Origin of the sequence: Timonella sp. A28, from assembly GCF_051200815.1 — a bacterium.
In the GTDB taxonomy this organism is placed as follows: Bacteria; Actinomycetota; Actinomycetes; order Actinomycetales; family Cellulomonadaceae; genus Timonella.
Genome location: NZ_CP195159.1, coordinates 1,490,060 through 1,515,044, shown reverse-complemented (window position 1 = coordinate 1,515,044; position 24,985 = coordinate 1,490,060). Strand labels below are relative to the sequence as shown.

Sequence of the window (24,985 nt, the reverse complement as noted above, 5' to 3'; positions counted from 1 at the left end):
AAAACATGTCAAAGCGAATCGATGTGAAAGACCTCAACGTCTACTACGGAGACTTCCTCGCCGTAGAAGGCGTCAACATGGAAATCGAACCACGATCCATCACCGCACTCATCGGTCCATCAGGATGTGGAAAATCAACATTCCTGCGTACCCTCAACCGAATGCACGAAGTCATTCCAGGCGCTCGCGTTGAAGGTCAAGCGCTCCTCGATGGAGAAGACTTGTATGGTGCACAGGTTGACCCTGTGGCTGTACGTCGCCACATCGGAATGGTTTTCCAACGCCCAAACCCGTTCCCAACAATGTCGATCGCTGAAAACGTGCTGGCTGGAGTGCGGTTAAACTCCAAGAAGATTTCTAAGTCTGACGCAGAAGACATCGTTGAGCAGTCACTGCGGGGCGCAAACCTGTGGAACGAAGTAAAAGACCGTCTTGACCGTCCAGGGTCATCCCTTTCAGGTGGACAGCAGCAGCGTCTATGCATCGCGCGTGCAATCGCGGTAAAGCCAGACGTACTGCTTATGGACGAGCCATGCTCTGCGCTTGACCCGATTTCAACGCTCGCAATTGAAGACCTCATGCACGAACTGAAATCCGATTACACGATTGTGATTGTTACGCACAACATGCAGCAGGCAGCACGTGTGTCTGACCGTACGGGCTTCTTCAACATTGCAGGCACTGGGAAGCCAGGCAAACTCATCGAAATCGATGACACTGCAACGATGTTTTCCTCGCCTCGTATGCAAGCAACAGAAGACTACATCTCTGGCCGCTTTGGATAAGCAGCCGACTATACGACGAGGGCCGCAGCTTCTAAATGAAGTTGCGGCCCTCGTCGTTTGTGGAACTATCGCGTGGACAGTTCCACAAACGTGTTAAGACGTTGCGGTAGGCGCGAAATCTTTGTATTCAGGCAGTGTGCCGTCAAATACGGGCACGTGCACGACCTTCGATGATCCTGCGTTGTCCGAGAATGTTACGTCGATTGTGGAACCTGGTTTAGGTGAGAAACCGCTGAAGGTTACTTGCTTGTCTTCATCGGTGTACAAGTTGATGGTTTCTTCACCAGCAAGTGGGATGGTCAGGTTGATGGAACCGTCGTCTGCTGACAGTTGTGCAACATTGTCTTCTTCGGTTTTGTTGTGCACGGCACCGAGGAGAACGGCTTTACCGTCTTCACCAGAAGTGAGAACCATGAGGTTGATGACTTCGAGTGTTTTTGAGTCGAGTGTTGCACGCGTACCGTCAGACGCTGCGTAGTACAGGTCTGTGGTTGATGGTGCGCAGGCAGCAGTCCCGAAGACTAGGCCGCCTGCGACGAATGCGCCAGCGACTGCGCGCAGCGACCGGGAAGCTGAGATCTGGCTAAACATGGAAACTCCAAGAGCGCGGGTAGTTGATCGCTTGGGCGATCGCGGGGCTTAAAGTGAGTGTATCTGTCAGCTTTGGTGGAACCGCATCCATGCAGCCATTGCACGGGACAGCGCTGCGGGTGCTCGCTCTAGATTCCACCGTATGCCTAGAGATATCCTCGGTTGATTCTATCGTTACAGGAATAAGAGCCCTACCACCACATCTATGAAGTCCGCCACGTTGCCTAGTGTTACGGAAAGGTCGCTTGACGAGCGGCGTTTCAGTGTGCAAGATTAATTCATTTTTATCAGCGCTCCCCGTGATAGAATGGATATCCGCGAAAGGGGACAACCGCTGATGTCGTTCACAGTAGGGGAGACCGTCGTCTACCCGCACCACGGAGCCGCTCTAATCGAAGAGATCAAGACGCGAACGATCCGGGGCGTAGATAAAACGTATTTGAAACTTCGAGTGGCGCAGGGCGACCTGACCATTGAGGTTCCCGCAGAGAACGTAGACCTAGTTGGTGTACGTGATGTGGTTGATAAAGAAGGCTTGGATGAAGTGTTTGAGGTGCTTCGTGCCCCGTACACTGAGGAGCCAACAAACTGGTCCCGCCGGTATAAGGCAAATGTCGAAAAAATAGCTTCAGGTGACGTTATTAAGGTTGCTGAAGTTGTTCGTGACTTGTCACGCCGTGACACCGACCGCGGTTTGTCCGCTGGTGAAAAGCGTATGCTCGCTCGTGCGCGGCAAATCCTCGTATCTGAGTTGGCGCTAGCTGAGCACACTGAAGAAGATAAAGCTGAAGCGCTTCTCGACGAGGTTCTTGCCGGCTAATTCAAAAGTTTTTACGCCAGCCGCTTGGTGTGTTTCTGATTGGGAATACAAGCCAAGCGGCTGGTGTTGTCTTGAAAGGCCGTAAGGCTGTTGAGCGCCTAGGCGCGCTGGAAAATATTGGTATGACCCCAGGGAGAGCTGATCGTGACCGCGCATTTTGATGGTTATGACTCTGAGACCCTCTTCAATTCCTTGCAAGAGGGCGGCCAAGGGATTTTTAGTCTCATGGTGGATCTTGGCAAAGTTATTGATTTAGCAGGTGACGCACCATCTGCGCCTTTGACCTCGTCATTGCCGCAACGTCAAGTGACGGTAGGGCAAGAGGTTCGCGTTGAGCTGTCTGAAAATAGTGTTTCGCCTGCCGCCGGTGATGTAACTGTGGTGTGGTCTAACGGCGCAATCGGTTCGTCGTATCAGGTCACGTTAGAGGACGTCGGTACAACGCTGTCTGCAACAGCAACTTTTGCTGGAGAAGATATGCAACCACTCGAAGTCACTATTGAATGTGGTGATGTGGTGCTTGCTCCAGCTCCTGTTATTGATCGTAGTGCTATCAGCATTCGTAGCGAAGCTGAAGTGCGTGACGAAGGAACTCCCGACACGGGAATCATGGAGTTGGCACCGGTTATGTGCGAACTTCCAATAGATGCAGTATCTCCTGCCGTTGAAGCTGTTACTGCACGCTGGTTGGTTGGCGGGCAAGAAATCCACAGTGAGATAGTGGAAGCCCACGATGACGCATTTACGACGTTCTTTTATCCTCCTCAGGGCAGCGCCGGATCGTCTTTAAGCGTTGAATTAAGTGTTCAAGAAGTAGGCACAGAACCAGCTAATGTTGTGGTCAATGCCGGCTGGATCGGTGAAGGCAATGCTATTGCGTTGAAAGACACGGTCGAAGTCCAAGTAACTGACCCTCGCGTTGGCGACAAAGTAAAAGCCCGTGTAAAAAAGTCTTTTTTTATTCCTCGAGCGGAAGAGTTGACCTACCAGTGGCAGGTGAACGGGGAAGACGTGGACGGTGGAACATCGCAGTCCTTACGGGTTAACTCGATGATGCGTGGACGTAACCTTTCGGTCCTTGTGCAAGCATCGGCTCCGCACGTTCTCGACAGCACCATAGAAGTGCATTTCGGGGTTGTTGGGTTAGGCGATGCCCCTGAGTATTTGGGAGACCCTGTTCGGGTGAAAGGCACGCCGCAGCTAGGCCAAACACTTCGTTTGTCGGGGTTCGACGCTGATTTTGTGTATCCCGAAGCAGATTCGGTTGATATTCAATGGATGCGTGGCAAAAAGCCTATTAAGGGTGCTCGCGGGCTGACCTATGAGCTGCGAGATGTTGACCGCGACGAGAAGGTGTGGGCGCGCATTACTTTACGCAAACTTGGACACGCTTCGACTGTGCTCCAGAGCCGTAAAAAACGTATCGAGTTTTAGTTAGCACAGCTGTCACATCGAGGATGAACGCAATAATGAAGGTGCTTGAAGAAACCGGTCATGCTCGGGTGGTGGCTGTTGTAACGGCTGCAGGATCCGGCCAACGGCTTGGCTATGGCGTGCCCAAGGCACTGGTTCCACTTGGTGAAAGTGGGCGTATTGGTGACGATTCGTCTTTGCTGTGTACTGCTGTGCGTAACACTGCTGCTGTGCATGGTGTGCAAGCCATTGTTGTTACGGCTCCTGCTGCTGACGTAAAACTTTTCACAGAGCTTGTTGCCTTGCTAGGCCTTCAGGTTCCTTGTGCTGTTGTTGCTGGTGGTGTCTCTCGGCAGAGCAGCGTTTATGCGGGACTTCAGCATCTGAAAGATGCACAGCATGATGCAGATGTTGTTCTGGTGCATGATGCGGCTCGTGCGCTTACCCCAACGAGTCTTATGGATCGTGTTGTTGCTGCTGTTGCCCATGGTTCGGCTGCCGTCATCCCAGCGCTTGAAGTCGCAGATACGATCAAGTTGGTTGAGGACGTAGCAGACGCGGCGAATACGAGCGTTCAACGTGTTACAGGGGCAGCGGACCGTTCTGTTATGCGTATCGTGCAGACCCCGCAAGGGTTCGCTTGGGATGTTTTATGGCAGGCGCATACGCGCTTTGCTGACCGCTCGAATGATGAAGCAACAGCGGCAACAGATGATTCAACGTTGGCCCAGTGGGCAGGTGTCGAAGTCGATGCCGTACCAGGCGACGCTTTAGCGCTAAAGGTGACCACTGCGACGGATTTAGCGTTGGCTCGCACCCTTTTTCAGCAGGAGAAGGACGCTCCTTCTTCTGACCACACTCCACATAGCCAAGGTGTTGACGTGAATAGTTCTATGCCACTTGTCGGAATCGGCAGCGACGTGCACGCTTTCGTTGTGGGGCAGAGCGAACGGGAAATGTGGCTGGGTGGAGTTCATTTCCCTGGTGAACAGCCGTTGGATGGTCATTCGGATGCTGACGTCATTGCGCACGCTGCCGCTGACGCGCTTTTTTCTGCGGCAGGATTAGGCGATTTGGGTTCCAATTTTGGGACGAGTGAGCCACAGTGGGCGGGCGCTGCAGGGTCAGTTTTACTTGCTGAAGCTGCTCGTCGTGTACGTGAAGCAGGCTTTGACATTGGAAATGTTGCGGTTCAGGTTATCGGCAATAAACCTAAGGTTGGGCCGCAGCGTGCACTGATGCAAGAGCGTATGAGTGCCGCAGCTGGCGCTGTTGTGCGTATTTCAGCGACAACGACTGACGCGTTGGGATTTGCCGGACGAGGCGAAGGCTTGGCAGCGATTGCCACTGCTTTGGTCGCGCCCCGCGCACAATAACTGGACACTTTGGGCCCGTGGGCGCCATTTCATGTGGTGGGCGAGGTCGTCACTCCAGCTAGTGAGTTAATCAGGTTCAATGTGGTGCACAACTGTTGGAATGAACTGTCAACAGATTCGGGCAGCCCGAAACCGCCGGTTTGTTCAAGGGCAACGAATCCGTGCAGCAGCGAGCGAACGATGCGTACCTGATTGACAACATCATGTGGGGAAAGCGAGTCAGGTAGCGTGGAGGCGATCAGCGCGATGATGCGATGCGACGCCGCTAGTGATGTTTCGTCGGTAAATAACTGTGGTTTTTGGGTGGCTTCGTACAGGCCGGGGTGTTCTTGAGCGAATTTACGGTAGGCGGTTGCGATCTCAATAACCCCGTCGGGTTCACCGGCGCGTAGCGCGCGTTCGAATAATATGAGGGCTTCCGACGCTATTGCGCTGTGTAAATCATGCAGGTTTTTCACATGCTTATACATGCTGGGTGCTGCAACGTTGTAGATGCGGGCGAGGGAGTGCATAGTGACTGCAGAGAGCCCATGTTCGTCGGCGATAGCCATTGCTGTCGCTACAAGTTTTTCTCGACTAAGGCCGACTCTAGGCATGATTTTTCCAAGTGTGTAGGGCGGTGGTTATTACCTGCGCTGTCACTGTGGGTTCCTCAACGTGCGGGTAGTGACCTGCTGCTTCAACAAGTAGCGTTTCACAGTCTAACTGCTGTGCAATCCACTGTGCTTCTGCTTGAGGGTATTTCCAGTCAGGATCGCGGGTGCCCATAATGACAAGCGTGGGCGCTTGCACGGCTCCGAGTACAGCTTCAGCGTGGGAGTGGTCTGTTGTGGTTGTCGCAGTGAAGGCTTTCCACCGTTCAAGTTGTTTAAGTTGTTTGTTTCGTTCTGCGATGTGGGCTTCTAGCCATGCTGGACGTTTCGTGGCGAAAAGCGAACTGTAGTAGCGAATCCACGCTAGACGACCCCATGGGCGCATGAGCGCTATGCGGAAGAGTGCAGCCATCACTGGGCTTGCACTATTGCGGACAAAGGGGCCGGTGAGGACGAGGCCGTTGATCGCGTGTGGGGTTTGTGCTGCAGCGATAACGGCAGCTCCGGCAGCCATTGATGAGCCGACGACGATGGCTGGTCCCGATAGTTCGTGGATGAGGGCGAGAATGTCTGAGGCAAGTGCACGGTTGTCGAATTGATGGAAGGTAGTGCCTGACTCGCCATGTCCTCGCAGGTCCATGGTGGCAACTGTGTAGCCTGCCGCGGTGAGGTGGGGGATAAGGTCGCGGTAACTTTCTTTTGTTTCGCCCATTCCCGGGACACAGAGGATGAGTGGTCCAGCCCCAGCGACGTTGTAGGCGATTTGACCAGTGTCACGAGTTAGATGGTGTGTGCGGGAAGACATACCCCAAAGTTAATACTATTAGCTTTAGCGGGTCAAGGGCAGCAGAAAATAAAACACACACAGCACACCAGCATGAAACCCCTCACGAAACAAGGAGAGCGCCACACAACAGGTAAACTAAGACAGTGACTTTACGGCTATATGACACGGCAACGCGACAAGTACGCGACTTTGAACCTCGAAAAGCAGGCGAAGTAGGCATGTACGTCTGTGGCGCCACCGTACAAGCCCCACCTCACATAGGACACATGCGGTCCGCAGTAGCATTCGACGTACTCACACGCTGGCTGCAACGCACAGGACTACGCGTCACCTACATCCGCAACATCACCGATATAGATGACAAAATCCTGTCCAAATCACACGCCGCAGACACCCCATGGTGGGCATGGGCCGCACACCACGAACGCGCCTTCACCCACGCATACGAAGCACTCGGCAACCTCGCACCCACATACGAGCCACGCGCAACCGCACACATGCTCGACATGATCGACTTCATGGACACCCTCGTCGAACGAGGCCACGCCTACCAAGCCGGCGAAGGAAACGTCTACTTCGACACCCGATCATGGGAACAATACGGGTCGCTCACCAACCAACACATCGAAGACGCCCTACCAAGCGACGACGAAGACGAAAGCACCCTCAAACGCGACCCACGAGACTTCGCACTCTGGAAAGCAGCCAAACCAGGCGAACCCGCCACCGCACAATGGGCCACCCCATACGGAACCGGACGCCCCGGCTGGCACCTCGAATGCTCCGCAATGGCAAAACGCTACCTCGGCGAAGGATTCGACATCCACGGTGGAGGACTCGACCTACGCTTCCCACACCACGAAAACGAACAAGCCCAATCAAAAGCAGCCGGATACGAATTCGCTAACTTCTGGCTACACTCCGCATGGGTCACCCAAGGCGGAACCAAAATGTCTAAGTCCCTCGGCAACGGACTGCTCGTCAGTGAAGTACTCAAAAACACTAGAGCAGCAGTCCTCCGCTACGCACTCGCCACAGTGCACTACCGGTCAATGCTCGAATGGACCCCCGACACTGTCGCCGAAGCAGACGCAACGTGGGACAGAATCCTCGGCTTTATAGAACGTGCCACCGAAAAAATAGGTGCCATCCCTACCGCCGACATCACACACGCACCACTGCCAGACGCATTCGTCGAAGCAATGAACGACGACCTCAACGTTGCATGCGCTCTCGTCCGAGTACACGAACACCTCAAAGCTGGAAACACTGCGCTCGCGGCAGGAGACACTGATGCCGTACGCGAGCACGTAATTGCAGTACGAGCCATGCTTGACGTTTTTGGGCTAGACCCAGTGCAATGGTCTACCCACCAAGAAGACGCACGTGTCACCCAAGCGCTCGAATCACTTGTGCACTCACAAATTCAAGCCCGTGCACAAGCCCGAAAAGACCGCGACTTCGCTACAGCAGACGCAATCCGAGACGCTCTCTCTGCGGCCGGAATCGTCGTTGAAGACTCACCTACAGGCGCGCGCTGGACGCTCGCCTAACCCTAAAACTGATGGAAGGCCAGTAATTCATGGCAGGAAACTCACAACGTCGCGGCTCTATTCGCAAAGCCAGCACCAAAAAAGGTGCAGTAAAAGGCACAGGCGGACACGGACGCAAATCCCTTGAAGGGCGCGGCGCAACACCAAAAGCCGAAGACCGCACATGGCATCCAGCAGCAAAGCGTAAAGCTGCTGCTGAACGCTTGACTGCTGCGCGTGAACGGAACGCGCCACGACGCTCAAAACACAATAAAGCAGGGGACCGCGCGGTAGAAATCGTCGCGGGCCGTAACTCCGTGCTCGAAGCTCTACGCGCCGACATGCCAGTATCGAAGCTGTTCTTGTCTACTCGTCTAGAGCACGATGACCGCACCAAAGAGATTCTCGCAATCGCAACAGAGCGTGGACTGCCACTCTTTGAAGCAACCAAGCCAGAACTCGACCGCATGACAGACGACGCTGTACACCAAGGCGTCGCAATTGCTGTGCCACCATACGACTACAGCGACATTGACGACCTTCTCGACGCGGCAGCCGCAGCCCAAGAGCCAGCGCTGATCATTGCGCTTGATTCGGTTACAGATCCACGTAACCTCGGTGCTGTTTTGCGTTCAGCAGGCGCGTTCGGTGCGCACGGCGTACTAGTTCCTGAACGTCGCGCAGCAGGAGTTACCGCCTCGGCATGGAAAGTGTCTGCTGGTGCAGCAGCACGAGTACCAGTTGCACGGGAAACAAACCTTGTGCGGGCACTTGAAGAACTGAAAAAAGCTGGATGCTTTGTCGTTGGACTTGACGGTGGGGGAGACACCAACGTCGCAGATCTGCCATTCTCAACAGACCCACTCGTTATTGTGGTTGGTTCTGAAGGCAAAGGCCTCTCGCGCCTTGTCCGCGACACCTGTGACGCTATTGCGTCGATTCCAATCTCACGGGTTGTGGAATCCTTGAACGCAGGTGTAGCTGCGGGCATCACCCTGTATGAGGTTGCTAAAGCACGCGCAGAAGCCCAATAAGTTTCTGTAAGACGGGTGTGGGTGGCACAGATTAATATCTGTGCCACCCACACCCGTCTTATGAAAGTTGATGGTTACTCTTGAAGTTCAGCGTCTTCGGGAGCCAAACCAAGAACAGCCATCTCGTCTGGACGATCACGTAATACGTTTTCGATATAACTGTCGACGACCTCAGGCATTGGAACATCGCGATGCTGTTGTTCCGAAATGAACCAACGGTGATCTAGAATCTCGTGGAAAAGTTGCGCAGGCTCAAGCTTTTTCCGTAAATCACGAGGAACGGCCCGAACTGTAGGCTCGAATATTTCTGCAAGCCAATCGTGCGCAACAAACTCGATGTCATCTTTTTGCCGGTCGCTTGTAGCCCTGAAATGTTCCAGATCATTCAACAGACGACGAGCCTGATTTTCTTGCACATCTAACCCAGTGAGGTGCATGAGTCTGCGCGCATGATGGCCAGCATCAACGACTTTAGGTTGAATCATGACGGTGGTGCCATCAATGTCGGTGGTCATTTCTAGCTCGTCAACATCGAACCCGAGCGCATTCAAATATTCAATATGTTGTGCCACCCGCCACGGCTCATCGGCGTCGATGACTTCTTGGTTGTGGATCGCATTCCACAGTTCGTTGTAACGGGCGACGAGAGCATCACCGATAGCGATGACGTCTTCGTCTTCGTCGATCATTTCGCCGGCTTGTAAGTCCATCAACTCACCAATAATGTTGGTGCGCGCCAAATCAATGTCATAGTTGCGTTGACCGTCGGTGAGTTTTGGATGCAGCTGACCTGTTTCAGCATCAACAAGCCATGCCGCAAAAGTTTCTGCATCACGCCTAAATAGCGTGTTGGATAGGGAAACATCACCCCAATAAAACCCGATGAGGTGCAGCCTAACCATCAGAACGGCTAACGCATCGATGAGTCGTGTTGCAGTGTCTGGTTGTAGCGCTTGGCTAAACAAAGACCGGTACGGCAACGAAAATTGAAGGTGCTTCGTAATTAAAACAGCCTCAAGGCGTTCACCATTTTTGTCTTTTCGACCAGTAATAACACCAACCGGTTCTACTGTTGGCACGTCAGTGCGCGAAAGTTGCCGCAGTAGTTCGTACTCACTGAAAGCAACCGTCTCCCCAATTTCTTTAATTGCGAGAACCTGCCCAGAAAGTTTCACAAAACGCACCACGTGGCGCGAAATACCGCGCGGTAAGGCAGCAAGAACCTCGGGAGGCCATTCCTCAAGGGGAACATCCCAAGGAAGGGTCAACAGTGCAGGGTCCGGGTGGGCTGCAGTGATTTGTAATGTTTGGGGCACGAGACTTCCTTGCTGAAGGGGAGTGAGGGAACGCCTAGATAACTGCCACAACGATCAGTGGGTGGGCCCAGAAAGGACCCACCCACTGATGTTAGGCGTTACGTGCGGTACTCAGCAACGATCAGATCGTCGCGAGACGTGCACCGGTGCTTGGGGAGAACACGTGCTCAGAGCCAGGCTTGATAGCAGCGTGGATGAACTCGCCCTTTGCAGGTGCGGTGCGTGGGTTAACACGGATGATGACGTCTTGGTCGCCGTTTGAAGTCTTGAGTGAACCGTAAACGAATGCGTCTGATCCGAGCTCTTCAACGATGTTTACGCGGATAGCAAGAGCGGATGGGTCTGAAGCCGATACGAGGTCGAGTGCTTCTGGACGGAAACCAATGGTGATTTGGCTGTTGTCAGCCTCGGTGAGCGCTGAGATAGCGTCACGAGTCAATGGCAGACGAGCGTCACCAATTTCAGCTACACCGTTGCTGACACGGTAGGTGCCAAGGTTCATTGCTGGTGAGCCGATGAAGCCTGCAACGAAGACGTTTGCTGGTGCATCGTACATTTCGCGTGGGGTACCAACCTGCTGGAGGAGACCATCCTTGAGGACAGCGATGCGGTCACCCATGGTGAGTGCTTCAGTCTGGTCGTGGGTAACGTACACGGTGGTTACACCAAGACGACGCTGCAACGATGCGATCTGCGTACGGGTCTGTACACGGAGCTTAGCGTCAAGGTTGGATAGTGGCTCGTCCATGAGGAAGACCTGTGGCTGACGAACGATCGCACGACCCATAGCAACACGCTGACGCTGACCACCGGAAAGAGCCTTTGGCTTGCGGTCGAGGTACTGGGTGAGGTCAAGGATCTTAGCTGCTTCTTCAACACGCTGACGGATTTCAGTCTTGTTGACGCCAGCAATCTTGAGCGCGAAGCCCATGTTGTCTGCAACAGTCATGTGTGGGTACAGCGCGTAGTTTTGGAAAACCATCGCGATGTCGCGGTCTTTTGGCTGCACATCAGTGACGTCGCGGTCACCGATAAGAATGCGACCCTGGTTAACATCTTCAAGGCCTGCAAGCATACGCAAAGAGGTGGACTTACCACATCCAGATGGACCAACAAGAACGAGGAACTCGCCATCTTCAATGTGCAAGTTCAGCTGGTCGACAGCTGGGCGCTCCGTGTTTGGGTAAATCCGGCTGGCGTGGTCATACGTTACGGTAGCCATTTGTGCTACATCCCTTCACCGGCAGGTACGTGCCGGACGATCCGTTGTGATGGGTGCGCACGCGTTCACTCACTCGACTGAGAGACATGTCCGCGTTGACACTTCATGTTGAGTTATAGGTGGATCACAGATCCGCATTTACCTTATCAGCAATATGACAAAGAATTAATGACGCATTGTAAGGATCCGGTAGGCGCAGACGTGCCGCAGTCGACCCAGCACCAATTTTGATGCCGACATCGTGGCGTTTCAGCACAGAAAATACTGTTTCGTCGGTGACATCGTCGCCCATGTAAAAGACGCCGGCAGCATCAATACTGTGACGTAACTGTGACACAGCATCGCCCTTAGACGCACGCACAACAGACACCTCAACAACGTCATGCCCAGCCATAACATGGGCGTCACCTGCGTTGGCGTATTCGGTGAATTCGGCAACGATACGTTGTGCCTCCGCTGGGGGAGATAAGCGCGTATGCAACACCACAGACGTGGCCTTTTCTTCCACCCACGCGCCATCAACGTGTTCAGCCACATCTTGGGCACGCGCGCGAAGCCCCGCAAGAATATGGTCTTGTTCGGCCGTCAACATTGTGCCCTGAGCTTCAACCTCCCCGTTGGCATTCACAAGGCCTGTTTCAGCCCCATGAGTGCCAAACAGTAAAGTGCCAGGCGCCGGCTTAGCCAACAGCGCCAACTCATCCAACTTGCGGCCAGACACCAACGCCACGCGAACCCGCTCAGGGGCAGCCTGAACAAGTCGTGTAAGAGCGCTTGCTGAACCATCAATCATTCGAGAATCAGCTGGATTATCGACAAGAGGAGCAAGCACCCCATCAAAATCAGACGCAATAATAAGCGGCCCATCAAGCGCCAAAAATTCGTCAACAGCAGCAACTACGTCAGCAGGTAACGTCACGCAATATTCTCCACTTCAGCAACCGGTGAAAGGCTCTCGCCCCTGTTACGGTGAGCATCATTCTCGTCCCCGACAACAACCAGCATGTCCAAGAAAGCATGAGCCCACTTACTCACATCGTTATGCATAACCTTGCGACGCAGACGACGCATCCGACGACGCGACTCAGCAGCCGGCATATGAGCAGCATGCATGAACGCATCCTTCATGCCATCAATATCGTGCGGGTTGACCATAATGGCGCCGCTCAACTCGTCGGCAGCACCCGTAAGCTCAGAAAGCACCAGAGCACCCGACAGATCATGACGTGCAGCAACATACTCCTTAGCCACCAAGTTCATGCCGTCACGTAACGACGTCACCAGCATCACGTCAGCGGCAAGATACAACGCAGCCATCTCGTCTTGCGGGTACGAATGATGCAAATAGTGGATTGCCGTATGACCCAACTCGCCATACTCACCATTAATGCGGCCCACCAAAATCTCCACCTGCTCACGAAGATCCTGATACGCCTCAACATTCTCACGGCTAGGGCTAGCCACCTGCACAAGAGTGCAATCAGCAACAGAAATACGTTCGTCGTGAAGCAACTCGCCATACACCTTTATGCGGTGACGAATCCCCTTGGTGTAGTCAAGACGATCAACCCCAAGCATGACAACATCAGGGTTTCCCAACTCTTTACGTATTTCCTTAGCCCGCTGCTGCACCTCAGGAGTGCGCGCCAACTCATTAAACGCGGCAGAATCAATCGAAATAGGGAACGCCTTAGCCGCTACAGTACGCCGCTCACCATCATCAGTCTTGATCGTAAACCGCTCCGAACGCGCATTAATCGCAGTAAGCAACTGAACCGCACGGCGGAAATTTGCAGCATCCGTACGCCGCTGAAAACCAATAACATCAGCACCCAACAACCCATCAAGAATCTGACGACGCCACGGCAACTGCTGAAAAAGCTCAAAAGGAGGAAACGGAATATGGTTAAAAAACCCAATCCGTAAATCAGGACGCAACTGACGCAACAGGGCAGGAACAAGCTGCAACTGATAATCATGCACCCACACGGTCGCACCCTCAGCAGCCTGCTTAGCCGCAGCATGCGCAAACCGAGCATTAACCCGACGATACGTATCCCACCAAGCACGGTGATACGCAGGCGGAGCAATCACATCGTGATAAAGCGGCCACAACGTGTCGTTCGAAAACCCTTCATAATATTGCGCCACCTCAGCAGCACTTAATTCCACCGGCGCCAAAAACGTGCCTGCAGCGTCAAAAGGTTCAATAGTTTGATCTGGTGCACCACTCCACCCAACCCATGCGGCTTGCGCATTCTTAACAACAGGGTCGAGAGCGGTGACGAGTCCACCGGGTGATCGAGTCCATGTGACCTCTCCTGCACCATCCACGCACAGATCCACAGGTAAGCGATTTGAGACCACAACAAGGTCAAATCCGGTTTTGCTCATGCTTTACCAACTCCTTGTATTTACGATCACCTTATCGACACTTCACAATATCCGCCTAGTATCAGGGAAATATTCTCCCAACAGCGAATAACGTAGAGGCATGGAGCGCATCGGACTTGAGCCGGGCACGGAAATCGGCGGATACCGCATCGTCAACCAACTTGGCTCAGGAGCCATGGGGGTCGTTTACCGTGCCATCGACGGGGGCGGACAACCCGTCGCATTTAAAATTCTTCGTAGCAGCGTCATCGACGCCGACGAACTACGAGTACGACTAATACGCGAAGCAGCAGCACTACGGCGAGTCAACCACCCAGCCGTAGCCGCAATGCTCGACGCCGAAACAGACGCAGACGACACCTTCATCGTCACCGAACTCATAGACGGCCCCACCCTCGACGAATACGTCGCAGACAACGGCCCACTACCACCCAAAGAACTCCACTTCTTTGGAGCACGACTACTCAGCGCACTCGAAGCAGTGCACGCAGCAAACGTCGTACACCGAGACATGAAGCCCAACAACATCCTCATGAGCAAAGACGGGCCAGTACTCATCGACTTTGGTATCGCGCACGGCATGCAAGACTCACGCCTCACCGCAACCGGACTCGTCGTAGGAACCCCCGGATACCTCGCACCAGAACTCATCAACGGAGACAACCCCAACTCCGCAACCGACATATGGGGATGGGCCGCCGTGCTCGTATTCGCAGCAACCGGACGCCCACCATTCGGCATCGGCGGATTCGAAACAATCCTGTCCCGAGCAATGTCCGGAAAAGCCGACGTGGACGGCCTCGACGAACGCATCGCAGTAGCGTTACGCGGTGCGCTCGCAGTGCGGCCAGAACATCGTTGGAGTCCGCACGAAGTACTCGAAGAACTTTCTGCCTCTGCCCACGACCCGCTGGGTGTGCAACCGTTCTTTGACACAACGGAAGACCTCCCGCCAGAACAAGTATTAGGCACGTTAGGGCCACACAACCCGCACGACGAAGACCTGACACAGGTTCGGCTAGAACCACGCACTCAATATGCCGAAAATACTGCGGACACGCAGGTGTTAAACGACGGCAGTGGCTCCACGAAGGTCCTTCCGGCACAGCCCGCAACAGACGAGCCCTTACCTCCTTCTATACCTGCTGCGCCGCCTCAACAATTTGGCCGACCACCCGGACCATCTGGCGATTATGGAACGTTTGATGAGCGTTCAGGTGTTCCGTACCCTCCCGGGCAATCACCATATTCGCAAGAAGAATCGCCCTATCCGCCCTCCTACGATTACGCAGGATATGTGCGACCTACACCGCGCCCCCGACCTTTTGTTATTGGAATCGGAGCGCTTGCCGGAATCCTGTTCGCAAGTATTTATCCAGTGCAAGCAGGCGCGGCAGTCATTGCCATACTTTTGGTTTTCCGGATAGTGGGCGTTTCTTGGGATGCTTTTCATAGCCGTCGTGAATACAAAGGTCCGTCAAAACGCGAAGTGTTGGTGGCATCCGTGTCCTTCCCATGGCACGTGGTACGAGGAGTAGTTGGGTTGATTCCAGGACTGCTGATTGGGCTGGCAACGTTTGTTATCGTCGGTGGTTCACTGTGGTGGCTACTAGATTCGGGGGCGCTACCTATAAACATTGATGATGCTGCTTCTTACATGCGCGGACGTCAACTCGTTGTGGGTATTGCAGTGTTCTCGGCGTTAGCGCTCATGTGGTTTGGCCCGTTGTCCCGTTTGACGCGGCAAGGTGGACGTGTGGCGGTGCAGGGCCTCTTCCCGGGCTCTTTTACGTCGCTTATTGTTGCTTTCTTGTTGGCAGGACTAGCCTTGTACGCGTTGCTTATGATCCTCAACGGCATAGACATAGTGTGGGATCCCCTTCAGGAACCGCCCAGTTTCCGTGAATAATATAAGCGCGAATAGATGGAGTTTTTCTTTGTCATGGGTGCTTTTAGTGCGCGGTGACTCGAGAGAAGGAACAGGATGACTAATCAAGCTGCTGGAAGCGAGAAAAGCTAGGCGTCGCGAGGAAGCACGTCAGCGCGCTCTAGACATTAAAAAAGCTCAAGAGAGAAGCGAGAAGCGTTCACGCCTCATCATTTTGACGTCGGTTATTGCCGGTCTCCTTGTTGTTGGTGTGCTTGCATATTTCATTTTGAGTAAGGCACCAAAGGACATCGATCCAACCATTACGTCTTTCCCGAGTGATGTAGCAGTGCCGAGCACTTCGGACGAGTCTGGCGGTTTCACGTTCTTCAAGAATGAAGTGACAGCGACAGCTCCAACAGATGTGCCTGTATTCGACCTATACCTTGACTTCATGTGTTCTTACTGTGGTCAGTTCGATGCATTGAACTCTGACTGGCTTATTGAAAAAGCAAACGCTGGAGAGATCGCATATCGCGTCCACCCAGTCGCTATTCTTGGGGCGCAACAATCGCTGGAGTTCGGGGCAATCTTTGCGTCCTTGCTTGAAACAAACCCAGCAGCAGCAGTGGAATTCTCTAAGCGCGGCTTTGAAGCTCAGCAGGGTGGACTCACCGATCAGCAGATCCGAGACCTTTTGAAAGAGCAAAACGTGAGTGACGCTGACATTGAAACAGCGCTCTCTGGAAAGTATGAAGACTTTATTAAGTCGGCATCGCAGATCACGCTGAATGACGAGTCACTGCTCAACGAAGAAGGTCGTTTTGGTACGCCAGCACTCTTCCTTAACGACAAGACTTGGAAGGTTGACTGGACAAACCGCGAGGCGATGGAGAAGGAACTAAACGAAGCTCCATCATTCGCTGAAGCAACTAAATAGTCGAGAGAAGCGGCTAGTGTGAGCAACCTCATGAGGCCTTTTTGCGCTAGCCGCTCTTTTCGATTTCGCAACTGAGCATAGTTCCGGTTAATCTATTAACCGCGCTAAGTTCAGTGCAACGCCGCTTTAGCTCAGTTGGCCAGAGCATCGCACTTGTAATGCGAGGGTCATCGGTTCGAATCCGATAAGCGGCTCCACTCAAAAGGCCCGAAATCTCAACGGTTTCGGGCCTTTTGCTTTACCTAAGTAAAGTACACTTTTTTGCTGATAGTCCCGACAAGAGTCCCGACATACAACGGCGTTCGCGTATGCAATACCTGTGCTCTTCTGTGCATGAAAAGCGTAAATCGTTAACCTAAAAAAGTTACATCGTGGAAAGTGAGCCTTTAGGGTTAACAGTTTTCCACAGGCGCGCGCTCGCGTGTGTAGGGTGTGGCTGCCTTCGCGCTTCTCTTCAAAGTTTCCTCTAGCGCTTGCGCGCCCCTACACTCACGGGGTATGCTGGGTTGCAGCACAATACGTCGCAGTAAAAACCAAGGCCCGCCTCTAGCACGGGCGGGCCTGGTATCCCTCGCACAGGCGAGGCACCTACATCGGCATGACGTTAGGGTGACACCCATCCTAACAAGGACACGTAAGGATGATAGAAAAATGGGTCGAAAATCAACAGAGGCAAGTCGCGCACAAGATCCCAAGCGCACCAGTGACACCACACGCGGACGTGACATCGCAAAAATGCTGCTAGAGCGCTTTGCTGCTGAGTACGCCCAAGGTGATGATGCGACCAAAGCCGAGCTGGATGCTCTTGTCGAGGCGCGCCAAGGCGCCTCACATGGGCAAGACGCTGAGGACTATCTAGAAAATCTTTTCTCTGACGACTACCAGGAGTGGGACCGCATCGTCAGGTATGGGGCAGATTTTTGCTGGGGCGCGCTCACCCCGCCGGCAGATGGTATCTACTACATTGGGCTAGAAAAAGACGAAGATACCGGCGAAATCGTGGCCTCGTATCTTTACACTGACCGAGACGGCTACCCCGACTGGGACTACTTCTAAACAACAAAAGGCGGCTGCACCTAGGCAGCCGCCAAAACCCCTGCATGCGCAGGGAATGTTTCACGCTCTCTGTTTCCACGGAAAACATAAAGGGCGTACCCCGCAAGTGCAGGGGAAGAATACTTGGACTTTAGCACAGAAAGGCGCTGTTGTGGCGAAAAAAATTGAGTCTACACGCGAGGCGGCACAAATCGTAGGAGTCACTGCGCGCACAATAAACGCATGGATTGAGCGCGGAGCACTTACACCTCCTCCGTGGACCAGTGCATACCTGAAAAAAACTTCGGGAAATTTGCTGGAGAGCCCATACATCAGGGGGGTGGGATCCTCGGCAGAGCACGGGACCTCTACCGCTTATCGTGCGGGCTGCTCATGCGCAGAGTGTCAGGCGTGGGCGCGGGCTGACATGCGGCGTCGTCGCCGCGAAAAATCCCTAGAAGCATCGCAGCCTAAAGCAGATGCTCTGCTGCGGCTGCTTGAGGACGGGTGTTCTTATCAGGAGGCTGTAGAGCAGGCGGGGTGGACACATCAAGGTGTGGCTGGGCGGCGAAAACTCGACCCGCCCTTTGGGATCCGCTTAGATGAGGCCCTTAATGATGTGCGCGATCCGGCACTTAGGCACGGGCGGCCCCATGCGTGGCGTACCGGATGCCGCTGTGCCGACTGCCGCGAGTATCACGAAGCCTCACGACAGCGATAAAACTTTCCCTCAACCACTTGCGCACCCCTACATTCACGGGTACATTTGAGGTATCAGGTCAAGGGGAAACAGCCCCAGACCCCGTTGTCTAGAAAGAAGGCAGATCGTGGCTACATACTCCGAAACCACCACAGTAAAGCGGCTCCTCGACCTTGGCGTATCAGAAGAGGCCATTAAAGACACGGGCGCTTTCCAGCACTCTGATGGCACATGGCTCGTCAACGGACGTAAAGGCCAAATGGCACTGTACCGCCTCGAAGAAAAAGAGACCCAAACCTCTTTCACAAAGATCCAAGACAACTGGGGTATCCGAGGGCGTGGGCTGGTCACCGGTAAAGAAGTCGTTGTCTCAAAGCGCGATGGCTCAAAAAAAGAGGTCGTGGTCGGAGAGGTCGTGTCAGATGAAGACGGCGTCCAAACCGCTCACATCGCGCCAAAACCACGCGCTACCAACCCCGTAAAATACTGCGCAGAGTGTGGAATCCGCATAAAAGGCTCAGGCCACGTCCGCTACGACATGAGCGGCATAGAAGGCTTGGTCTGCCGTAAATGCTCACGCGACGACCACCTCAGCTTCGCATAACCCCTAAAACACAAATAGGCCCCACCTAAACAGGTGGGGCCATTTGTTTAGTCTCTGCAGCACGCCTCGGCTGCTGCAGTAGATGCATATTCAGTTCCGCATTCAGGGCATGTCATCGAACTGGGCTTCCTGCGTGTCTTGTCCACGGAAAGCGATTGAGGTGAGGACAGAAACAACACCTGCTAGTCCTGCAACACCCGCAACGCCTGCGAAATCAACCTCAACGAGACTCGCAGCACCCGCAGTCAGTACAGCAACCGATGCCTGCGCAGTCGTAGCGACAGCACGATCAACGGTGTCTACCCAAAACTTTTTGTTCGCGTATTTACTCATCGAACCCTCCGGTTTACCTCAGCGCGAACCTTTGCGTAGGTCGCAGAATTGATTTTTAATGATTTTTGGCGGGCTGCATGACCGGTGCCGTGCTTGCCCTGAATAACCTCAATCGCCATTCGGCTAACAGATTTGGTTTTCGGCTTTTTTGTTTTACCGCTCAGAAGGCGGTTCACGGCGGCCTGTACAGCAGCGAAACGTGAGCCGAGAGAGCGCTTACGTGCTACGCCTGTGCCGTGCTTGCCTGCTAGGACTTCTTGGGCGAGTTGTTGCGTGGTCTTGACCGGCTTAGGGGAAACAGGAAGTGGTGCAGGTTTTGGTGTGTCATCTTTTGTTTGAGTTACACCAGCGAGTTCTGCTTCAACTGCGCGCAAAAATTTTTCCCATCCGCCGTCTTGGCGCAGGCTTGCAGGACAGTTTTTGCCTGTCCAATAGTGGTGTTGCACCACACGCGATAGCGGGATTTTTTCCTCGCGCATAATCCGTGCAACAAGTTTGACGGCATTACGTACAGCGTTTTTGTGATTGCCATCAGCATTCACACAAATCTCAACGCCGATAGACTGCCGGTTACCGCGCCAATGCCCAGAGTGCCAACAAATCGTTTTGTGTGAAAACGACTGGATCGCTGCTTTTTCGTCGACTTGCCAATGCCACGAAGCCGCACGACTATTGCCCCGTTCTTGCAAGGTCGCGTGCGCTTGAGCGTCAGCGCCACGCGCCTTATTTCCTGTGTCATGCACAGTAATAAACTTTCGAGTGTTCGTGCCACGTGACGTTGCAGTACGAGGCGCAAACTGCTGTTTGACTAGCATGTGATTCTTCCTTTCAGGCATAAAAAATGCACCCACCAAGGGGTGCTTAAGCTAATGATTTGAGGATGTCAGGTAGATCAGGAGGGGGAGGAGGCAACCGATTCTCAATATGCCGGTTAAGTGCCCCCACATGCAGGCGATAAGCCGCATCACGCGCTTCTAACGTCGCGACACGATCTGATAAAGCCGTAGTCAGTTTGATAGCCGTATTAGCGAGAACTTCCGCTTCTTCGGCTTTGGTTTTAGCAGCTTCGGCTTTCGATTTAGGAGACTCACGCTTATGAATCAGCAGCGCACTCACAAGCCCACCACCAAGCACAACACTCACCACAGAAATAATGAGTGCTGTCATAAGCCGCCGCCCTCTGTTGGAGGGGTTACTGGTGGTTCAGTAGGTGGTGGAGTTTCTACAGGTGGCTCGGTGGGCGGTGGGGGTTCGATCCAGTCGGTTGACGTTCCTGGGAGTTCAGCAAGGAAACAGCGACCGTTGTTGACGTAGGTTTTCCCTGCGTGCTCGACACGCTGGCCCGGTGGGTGGCCAGTGATCCCACCCCACGAAGGAACGGGAGAAAAAGCAACGACAGGTCCTGCCTCTGCAGCTGTTCGTATACGCGTGACGTGCCGCTCATATTCTCCAGCAAGTGCAGTAAGAAGATGTCGTCGTTGATGTTCACCTTCAAGGCGCGCTTGTAGTTCAGCGAGTTGCTCTTGTGTAAGTGTGGTCGGGTCCAAGATAGTGCTCATTTCTGCCCCCATGATTGTTGTGTTTTTAGTCGATGCGTATGCCTGAAAAACCGTTAAGCATGACGTAGTCGGGTGCCGGATGCACTGTGGATGACACCGCTGACACCATGATTTGTAGTGTGGTTTCGTGGATGTAAGCACGCAACGGGATTTTGTTTCCTCCAGCAGCAAGCGTGGAAACACTGTGCCAGCTCAGCCGAGGCGCACCTGACAATGCTGTGAGCGGCTCCGTAATCGCTACATATGACGTACCAAAAGATCCGCCATTTATAGGCTTGATCGCTCCACGCATATACAGCACACCACCATCGATCATGTACTGCGGCTGTACGTCATAATGCATCTCGTAACCGGCGGCAGGTTGAAAATCGATCCATGTGGGAGTTGAAAGAACACCAAGAATGATTGCCGTTGTTCCCAACCGTAAAACCAAGACGCTATCACCAGCACGAAGCCCCGTAACCAGCGTGCTAGCCCCCGAAATGCTTCCAAGCGCACCGAACGAAACCACTAACGGGGTAGTCCCAGTAATGACCCCACGACTAAAAGAAGGAAGCCGCGTCACCTCACGAGAAATGAGTTTCTTACACTCACGAATAATCTGCTCAATCATGTATCCACCACCTCACGCAGAGTCGTCTCAACCAGTTTTGTTGGGTCAAGAGGAATTGACATGCTAGTCACGACGTGGCGCTTACCATCGAAAATCACTGCGTCATTTAGGCGCAGCGGAAGATACCCATGCTTAATAACTCTCGTAGCCGTAGCAGACGATAATTCTTGAAGCCTGCGCTGCGCGTAAGCTAGCAAAGCGCTTTGCCCTGTGGTTTCCACGTTTTGCTCAGGATGCGTAATCCACCGTCCACGCGACTGATAAGAGTACGGCGATTCAGGGTTTTCATTTGTCGCTACCGCAACAAGTTCCTCAGCTTCACCTGCAGCACTTGATACTGCCACTACGCGATTAGGTATCGCGTATAGATCTTGCTCAGATGTGTATGTAGGCGAATGAACTTCACGTGTGCTGGTACCAAAAACCCATGCGATTGGGCGATCTTGTGGGGACGCGTAGGGTGTTACTTGATATTGCCCATCCGTGTCACACCATAAAGAAAAGAACCCAGCCGCATCGAGCAGATCGTTGATGATCCGCAGTTTCGGTGTGGCCGGTTCCCACGTCATTACGGTTCGCGTTGCTGCAGTAGAGGGTGTGATTGCGCCAGGATTTTCTCCCGTAGACGCAATGATTTCAGTGATCGCAGTCGTGACAACGGTGCCTACAGGAAGACTCATCCAAGCATCGGTTACATCTTCAGCAAGAACCGTGAGCCTATCAAGTAGCTCTACAGCCCCGTTCGAACCGGCACTAGTCACAGTCTGAGAAGGCGCGCTAGGTATGAAGATCCCTAACGGGTATTCCTCGCTATTGATGACAAGGACTGGCTGCAACCGAACTTTTGTCCAGTCCACAGTGCCGCCCTGCACGATTACTGTTCCACTGGTTTTAATCGTGGATGCGCTACTGAAAGATAGTGTTCCCCCGGAGACCTCATTGAGAAGTCCAATAAGAGCACCTGAGTTGTCTACCAGTTGTACATGCCATGAGGTCACACGATGTCCGATGAGGCTCATGAGCCTTCCTCCCACATAGTTTTTTGCACCGCACCAGAAACCGAAATGACTAACCCGTTATCGGACAATGCGACGGTTAGAACCCCAAATTCGCGTCTGCCTCGGCGGTCGCGGTAGCACACGATTGAGCGTGATCGTGCAAGCGCAAGCCATTCTTCACGCGTGCTGGCGCCATACAAGAGGTTCCCTGAAAACCCAATGCGGTGGTTTTCTTCTGTTCCCCAGTACGCGACAGGGTAAGGATTTCCAGCCACGTGGTGCAGTTCAGTTGCAACGGTTGAGGTTTCATCAGCGCTATGTCCGTGCACATGGCAAGTTAGCCCAAACCCGTCTCCGCCGTTGATGAAAATGGGTGTTCCCAAAATGGGTGGCACCCACACGATTTCAACTGGTTGCCCAGTGTTACTGGATGGCAAAGAGGTTTTGCTTATCGCTCGATACCTGTTTATGTCGAGTAGTGAGGGGATTGGGTCGGTGAGCGCACCATCTGGTGGGATGTCGGTAGCAATAGTGATCCACGGTCCATCACCGATTTGGCGTTGAATGTCGAGGGTCTCCGGCAGTACCTCACCAGTACCAGGGATCGGTGGGTCAGCGAACGTCAGCGACACAGCACCTGTATCCATGTCCCACTCTGGTATCGGTTCCACAACAACAGGTAGCGGGAAATCAGTCGTAAAACTTGCTGAATCTTGTTCTGACCACAGACCGGCAGCTGACCTCACACGAACAGTCAGCCCATACGTGGCTTGATCTGATAGTGGAGTTTGAAAAGTGGTGTAGGGGATTGCTGATGACCCAGTGCGCACCTCAATGAGGGAGCCCTCTTGGAGAAGGTTTACTTCCCATTGGGATTGTGAATACGAATCAGCGTTTGCGTAAGCCCACTCCACAGTTAATACAGATTCACCAAGAACACTGGCGTTTATTGGTGACGCAATTACCACGGTTGGCCGTGACACTATTAGTACGCTGCCTAGTGACGACCACGGCCCAAATGATGCATAGTCACCGCGAGTGCGTACCTGCCATTCGATACTTCCAGTAACGCCTGGGGCAGGTAGCGTCCACGTGGATTCACTACTGCCAGTTGTCGTGATCCAGTTGCTTCCAGCCACACGATACTGCAGTTCGTAAGCGGTTTGATCTGTGGTGTCTACGGGGTTGTGTGTCCACTCAAATGTGACAGGTAGATCACGGTCGAGTGTTCCCGTCGGTTTAACCCGTGTAGGTGCCAGTGGCGGTGCTAGAAGCTGCACAACTGCTGATGCTGCCGAGTAATCCGATGGCACGTAATAACTGGCATTAACACCATACGTATACACGCGAGTGAGCACACGATACTGGTGTGTTTTCGAGGTGTCAGGGTTGCTGTGTGTCCATGAGGTGACCGCGCCAACGGTTGCAACAGTCACCCATCCCGTACCGCCGGGATTGTCTTGAATGATGTTTTGGAAGACACCCCACTGGCTGGTGGTGTGCTTCCACGATATGACAATGCTGGAGCCAGATTTTTTCGCGGTAACAGTGTTGGGTGCTGACGGCTTCGTGCTTACCGCTGTTGCCGCACTATATGCACTTGATCCAGCCGAGTTTACTGCACGCACGCGATAGTCATACCTGCGAGAAGACACAGTAGTCGTATCCGAATACGAGGTTGCTGTTGCTGTGACCGTCGCGATCCTGACCCACGACAGATTATGTGTGTCGCGCCGCTCCACTTGCTGCGAGGTATACGGCGCTGCACTGGTTGAGTTACGCGTCCACGATAGGGTTTGCTGACTATCAGAAACTCGCGTCACACCAAGACCGGTTTGGGCGCTTGGAGATACAGGCTTTGTTGTGAATGAGGCCGTGTTCGACCACGACGACCACCCAGCAGAGTTTTTAGCGCGAATCCGCACGTAATGAGAAGTGTTCGCAGCAAGGTTCTGCGGATGCGACGGAGGCGAACCGTCCTCATAGTCTTTTACTAAAGCGGTGAAACCGCTATTGGTTGAGACCTGAATCTGCATTGCAGTAGGAGTCGCGCCGTTTCCGTTAGGGAAACTCCAGTTGATCGTCACATCATCACTGGTAATCCCAGAAAAAGTTGGTGTCCCAGGCTTCGATGGAACAGTGGCAGGAACCGTAATCGAATCAGACACCGACGGAGTGACACCGTTATAGACGCCCGAAAGTTTCGCGCCAAAAGAATACGACGACCCGCGCGTACCAGAACGACTCTTCTGCGCAATCTTCTGTGTTCCACCACCAGACGGCTGAGACGCAGTAAAACTCACCTCACCAGTAATCGCGCCAGTAAGCGTCAACTTCTGATTATCAGAAACACTACCGCTCGTTTCCAGCCAGTATCCAGCATTAATCGTCGTGCCAGACACCCACAAATCAATACCCACACGAAAACGTTCGTAAGTTGGCCCCTGCCAAGAACCCCACTTAATCGCCACAA

At 53.5% G+C, this 24,985-nt stretch carries 25 protein-coding genes and 1 tRNA gene; 12 read left to right on the top strand and 14 right to left on the bottom strand.

The window, feature by feature from the left end; all coding sequences use genetic code 11:
- Positions 1-5: 5 nt before the first annotated feature.
- The gene (pstB, locus tag ACR9EC_RS07200; RefSeq protein WP_435298566.1) at positions 6-785 is read left to right on the top strand and encodes a phosphate ABC transporter ATP-binding protein PstB; all 780 of its coding nucleotides are present in this window, start codon (positions 6-8) and stop codon (positions 783-785) included.
- A gap of 93 nt (positions 786-878) precedes the next feature.
- Here the strand turns inward: pstB and ACR9EC_RS07195 are convergent, their stop codons facing one another.
- Entirely contained in the window at positions 879-1,376 is a 498-nt protein-coding gene (locus tag ACR9EC_RS07195; protein WP_435298565.1) for a hypothetical protein, read from the bottom strand.
- A 337-nt stretch (positions 1,377-1,713) separates the two neighbouring features.
- Between ACR9EC_RS07195 and ACR9EC_RS07190 the strand changes: the two genes are divergently transcribed.
- The 3 genes from ACR9EC_RS07190 (at position 1,714) to ispF (ending at position 4,985) form a co-directional block, all read left to right on the top strand.
- Positions 1,714-2,196 (top strand): CarD family transcriptional regulator, encoded by a 483-nt coding sequence (locus ACR9EC_RS07190; protein WP_435298564.1) that lies wholly within the window; start codon positions 1,714-1,716, stop codon positions 2,194-2,196.
- A gap of 144 nt (positions 2,197-2,340) precedes the next feature.
- Positions 2,341-3,630: a hypothetical protein gene (locus tag ACR9EC_RS07185; RefSeq protein WP_435298563.1), complete on the top strand. Its 1,290-nt coding sequence runs from the start codon at positions 2,341-2,343 to the stop codon at positions 3,628-3,630.
- A gap of 35 nt (positions 3,631-3,665) precedes the next feature.
- Positions 3,666-4,985 carry a 2-C-methyl-D-erythritol 2,4-cyclodiphosphate synthase gene (gene ispF, locus ACR9EC_RS07180; RefSeq protein ID WP_435298562.1) on the top strand — a complete coding sequence of 440 codons (1,320 nt, stop codon included), beginning with the start codon at positions 3,666-3,668 and terminating at the stop codon, positions 4,983-4,985.
- Positions 4,986-5,014: 29 nt separating this feature from the next.
- On the opposite strand, the gene ACR9EC_RS07175 is transcribed toward ispF, so the two are convergent.
- Both ACR9EC_RS07175 and ACR9EC_RS07170 read right to left on the bottom strand, forming a co-directional pair.
- On the bottom strand, positions 5,015-5,581 hold the full coding sequence (locus tag ACR9EC_RS07175) for a TetR/AcrR family transcriptional regulator (protein ID WP_435298561.1): 567 nt from the start codon (positions 5,579-5,581) through the stop codon (positions 5,015-5,017).
- Positions 5,574-6,383 (bottom strand): alpha/beta fold hydrolase, encoded by an 810-nt coding sequence (locus ACR9EC_RS07170; protein ID WP_435298560.1) that lies wholly within the window; start codon positions 6,381-6,383, stop codon positions 5,574-5,576. Before ACR9EC_RS07170 ends, ACR9EC_RS07175 begins: the two co-directional genes overlap by 8 nt.
- 125 nt (positions 6,384-6,508) lie before the next feature.
- On the opposite strand from ACR9EC_RS07170, the gene cysS reads away from it, so the two are divergent.
- Complete coding sequence (gene cysS / locus ACR9EC_RS07165; protein ID WP_435298559.1) at positions 6,509-7,918, top strand: cysteine--tRNA ligase; 1,410 nt, start codon at positions 6,509-6,511, stop codon at positions 7,916-7,918.
- Between the two features lie 29 nt (positions 7,919-7,947).
- Positions 7,948-8,931: a 23S rRNA (guanosine(2251)-2'-O)-methyltransferase RlmB gene (rlmB, locus tag ACR9EC_RS07160; RefSeq protein ID WP_435298558.1), complete on the top strand. Its 984-nt coding sequence runs from the start codon at positions 7,948-7,950 to the stop codon at positions 8,929-8,931.
- 74 nt (positions 8,932-9,005) lie between these two features.
- On the opposite strand, the gene ACR9EC_RS07155 is transcribed toward rlmB, so the two are convergent.
- The 4 genes from ACR9EC_RS07155 to ACR9EC_RS07140 form a co-directional block, all read right to left on the bottom strand.
- Positions 9,006-10,247: a DUF4032 domain-containing protein gene (locus ACR9EC_RS07155; protein ID WP_435298557.1), complete on the bottom strand. Its 1,242-nt coding sequence runs from the start codon at positions 10,245-10,247 to the stop codon at positions 9,006-9,008.
- A 121-nt stretch (positions 10,248-10,368) separates the two neighbouring features.
- Positions 10,369-11,469: an ABC transporter ATP-binding protein gene (locus tag ACR9EC_RS07150; RefSeq protein WP_435298556.1), complete on the bottom strand. Its 1,101-nt coding sequence runs from the start codon at positions 11,467-11,469 to the stop codon at positions 10,369-10,371.
- Between the two features lie 124 nt (positions 11,470-11,593).
- Complete coding sequence (otsB, locus tag ACR9EC_RS07145) at positions 11,594-12,388, bottom strand: trehalose-phosphatase (protein ID WP_435298555.1); 795 nt, start codon at positions 12,386-12,388, stop codon at positions 11,594-11,596.
- Positions 12,385-13,863 (bottom strand): alpha,alpha-trehalose-phosphate synthase (UDP-forming), encoded by a 1,479-nt coding sequence (locus tag ACR9EC_RS07140; RefSeq protein ID WP_435298554.1) that lies wholly within the window; start codon positions 13,861-13,863, stop codon positions 12,385-12,387. Before ACR9EC_RS07140 ends, otsB begins: the two co-directional genes overlap by 4 nt.
- A 100-nt stretch (positions 13,864-13,963) precedes the next feature.
- On the opposite strand from ACR9EC_RS07140, the gene ACR9EC_RS07135 reads away from it, so the two are divergent.
- The 6 genes from ACR9EC_RS07135 (at position 13,964) to ACR9EC_RS07110 (ending at position 19,009) form a co-directional block, all read left to right on the top strand.
- Positions 13,964-15,772 carry a protein kinase domain-containing protein gene (locus ACR9EC_RS07135; RefSeq protein ID WP_435298553.1) on the top strand — a complete coding sequence of 603 codons (1,809 nt, stop codon included), beginning with the start codon at positions 13,964-13,966 and terminating at the stop codon, positions 15,770-15,772.
- Between the two features lie 193 nt (positions 15,773-15,965).
- Positions 15,966-16,670, top strand: coding sequence for a DsbA family protein (locus ACR9EC_RS07130; protein ID WP_435298552.1), 705 nt, complete (start codon positions 15,966-15,968; stop codon positions 16,668-16,670).
- 120 nt (positions 16,671-16,790) lie between these two features.
- Positions 16,791-16,867 (top strand) — tRNA-Thr (locus tag ACR9EC_RS07125).
- A gap of 454 nt (positions 16,868-17,321) precedes the next feature.
- Entirely contained in the window at positions 17,322-17,726 is a 405-nt protein-coding gene (locus ACR9EC_RS07120; protein WP_435298551.1) for a hypothetical protein, read from the top strand.
- 151 nt (positions 17,727-17,877) lie between these two features.
- A complete protein-coding gene (locus ACR9EC_RS07115) occupies positions 17,878-18,426 on the top strand; it encodes a hypothetical protein (RefSeq protein WP_435298550.1) in 549 nt (182 codons plus the stop codon).
- A gap of 106 nt (positions 18,427-18,532) precedes the next feature.
- Positions 18,533-19,009, top strand: a complete 477-nt coding sequence (locus tag ACR9EC_RS07110) for a hypothetical protein (protein ID WP_435298549.1) — start codon at positions 18,533-18,535, stop codon at positions 19,007-19,009.
- 102 nt (positions 19,010-19,111) lie between these two features.
- Here the strand turns inward: ACR9EC_RS07110 and ACR9EC_RS07105 are convergent, their stop codons facing one another.
- The 7 genes from ACR9EC_RS07105 to ACR9EC_RS07075 are packed head-to-tail and all read right to left on the bottom strand — an operon-like array spanning position 19,112 to position 24,983.
- Positions 19,112-19,342, bottom strand: a complete 231-nt coding sequence (locus ACR9EC_RS07105; RefSeq protein ID WP_435298548.1) for a holin — start codon at positions 19,340-19,342, stop codon at positions 19,112-19,114.
- Entirely contained in the window at positions 19,339-20,157 is an 819-nt protein-coding gene (locus tag ACR9EC_RS07100) for an N-acetylmuramoyl-L-alanine amidase (protein ID WP_435298547.1), read from the bottom strand. The genes ACR9EC_RS07105 and ACR9EC_RS07100 overlap by 4 nt, the downstream gene beginning before the upstream one ends.
- Positions 20,158-20,203: 46 nt before the next feature.
- Positions 20,204-20,509 carry a hypothetical protein gene (locus ACR9EC_RS07095; RefSeq protein WP_435298546.1) on the bottom strand — a complete coding sequence of 102 codons (306 nt, stop codon included), beginning with the start codon at positions 20,507-20,509 and terminating at the stop codon, positions 20,204-20,206.
- A complete protein-coding gene (locus tag ACR9EC_RS07090) occupies positions 20,506-20,901 on the bottom strand; it encodes a hypothetical protein (protein WP_435298545.1) in 396 nt (131 codons plus the stop codon). Before ACR9EC_RS07090 ends, ACR9EC_RS07095 begins: the two co-directional genes overlap by 4 nt.
- 25 nt (positions 20,902-20,926) lie before the next feature.
- Positions 20,927-21,514, bottom strand: a complete 588-nt coding sequence (locus ACR9EC_RS07085) for a hypothetical protein (RefSeq protein WP_435298544.1) — start codon at positions 21,512-21,514, stop codon at positions 20,927-20,929.
- Complete coding sequence (locus ACR9EC_RS07080; protein WP_435298543.1) at positions 21,511-22,533, bottom strand: hypothetical protein; 1,023 nt, start codon at positions 22,531-22,533, stop codon at positions 21,511-21,513. The genes ACR9EC_RS07085 and ACR9EC_RS07080 overlap by 4 nt, the downstream gene beginning before the upstream one ends.
- Positions 22,530-24,983, bottom strand: coding sequence for a fibronectin type III domain-containing protein (locus ACR9EC_RS07075; protein WP_435298542.1), 2,454 nt, complete (start codon positions 24,981-24,983; stop codon positions 22,530-22,532). Before ACR9EC_RS07075 ends, ACR9EC_RS07080 begins: the two co-directional genes overlap by 4 nt.
- Positions 24,984-24,985 lie beyond the last annotated feature (2 nt).

Excerpts from the sequence above, each read along its gene's own strand:
- pstB (WP_435298566.1), top strand. The coding sequence starts at position 6 with ATGTCAAAGCGAATCGATGTGAAAGACCTCAACGTCTACTACGGAGAC.
- ACR9EC_RS07195 (WP_435298565.1), bottom strand. The coding sequence starts at position 1,376 with ATGTTTAGCCAGATCTCAGCTTCCCGGTCGCTGCGCGCAGTCGCTGGC.
- ACR9EC_RS07190 (WP_435298564.1), top strand. The coding sequence starts at position 1,714 with ATGTCGTTCACAGTAGGGGAGACCGTCGTCTACCCGCACCACGGAGCC.
- ispF (WP_435298562.1), top strand. The coding sequence starts at position 3,666 with ATGAAGGTGCTTGAAGAAACCGGTCATGCTCGGGTGGTGGCTGTTGTA.
- ACR9EC_RS07175 (WP_435298561.1), bottom strand. The coding sequence starts at position 5,581 with ATGCCTAGAGTCGGCCTTAGTCGAGAAAAACTTGTAGCGACAGCAATG.
- ACR9EC_RS07170 (WP_435298560.1), bottom strand. The coding sequence starts at position 6,383 with ATGTCTTCCCGCACACACCATCTAACTCGTGACACTGGTCAAATCGCC.
- rlmB (WP_435298558.1), top strand. The coding sequence starts at position 7,948 with ATGGCAGGAAACTCACAACGTCGCGGCTCTATTCGCAAAGCCAGCACC.
- ACR9EC_RS07150 (WP_435298556.1), bottom strand. The coding sequence starts at position 11,469 with ATGGCTACCGTAACGTATGACCACGCCAGCCGGATTTACCCAAACACG.
- ACR9EC_RS07140 (WP_435298554.1), bottom strand. The coding sequence starts at position 13,863 with ATGAGCAAAACCGGATTTGACCTTGTTGTGGTCTCAAATCGCTTACCT.
- ACR9EC_RS07135 (WP_435298553.1), top strand. The coding sequence starts at position 13,964 with ATGGAGCGCATCGGACTTGAGCCGGGCACGGAAATCGGCGGATACCGC.
- ACR9EC_RS07120 (WP_435298551.1), top strand. The coding sequence starts at position 17,322 with ATGGGTCGAAAATCAACAGAGGCAAGTCGCGCACAAGATCCCAAGCGC.
- ACR9EC_RS07105 (WP_435298548.1), bottom strand. The coding sequence starts at position 19,342 with ATGAGTAAATACGCGAACAAAAAGTTTTGGGTAGACACCGTTGATCGT.
- ACR9EC_RS07100 (WP_435298547.1), bottom strand. The coding sequence starts at position 20,157 with ATGCTAGTCAAACAGCAGTTTGCGCCTCGTACTGCAACGTCACGTGGC.
- ACR9EC_RS07095 (WP_435298546.1), bottom strand. The coding sequence starts at position 20,509 with ATGACAGCACTCATTATTTCTGTGGTGAGTGTTGTGCTTGGTGGTGGG.
- ACR9EC_RS07090 (WP_435298545.1), bottom strand. The coding sequence starts at position 20,901 with ATGAGCACTATCTTGGACCCGACCACACTTACACAAGAGCAACTCGCT.
- ACR9EC_RS07085 (WP_435298544.1), bottom strand. The coding sequence starts at position 21,514 with ATGATTGAGCAGATTATTCGTGAGTGTAAGAAACTCATTTCTCGTGAG.
- ACR9EC_RS07080 (WP_435298543.1), bottom strand. The coding sequence starts at position 22,533 with ATGAGCCTCATCGGACATCGTGTGACCTCATGGCATGTACAACTGGTA.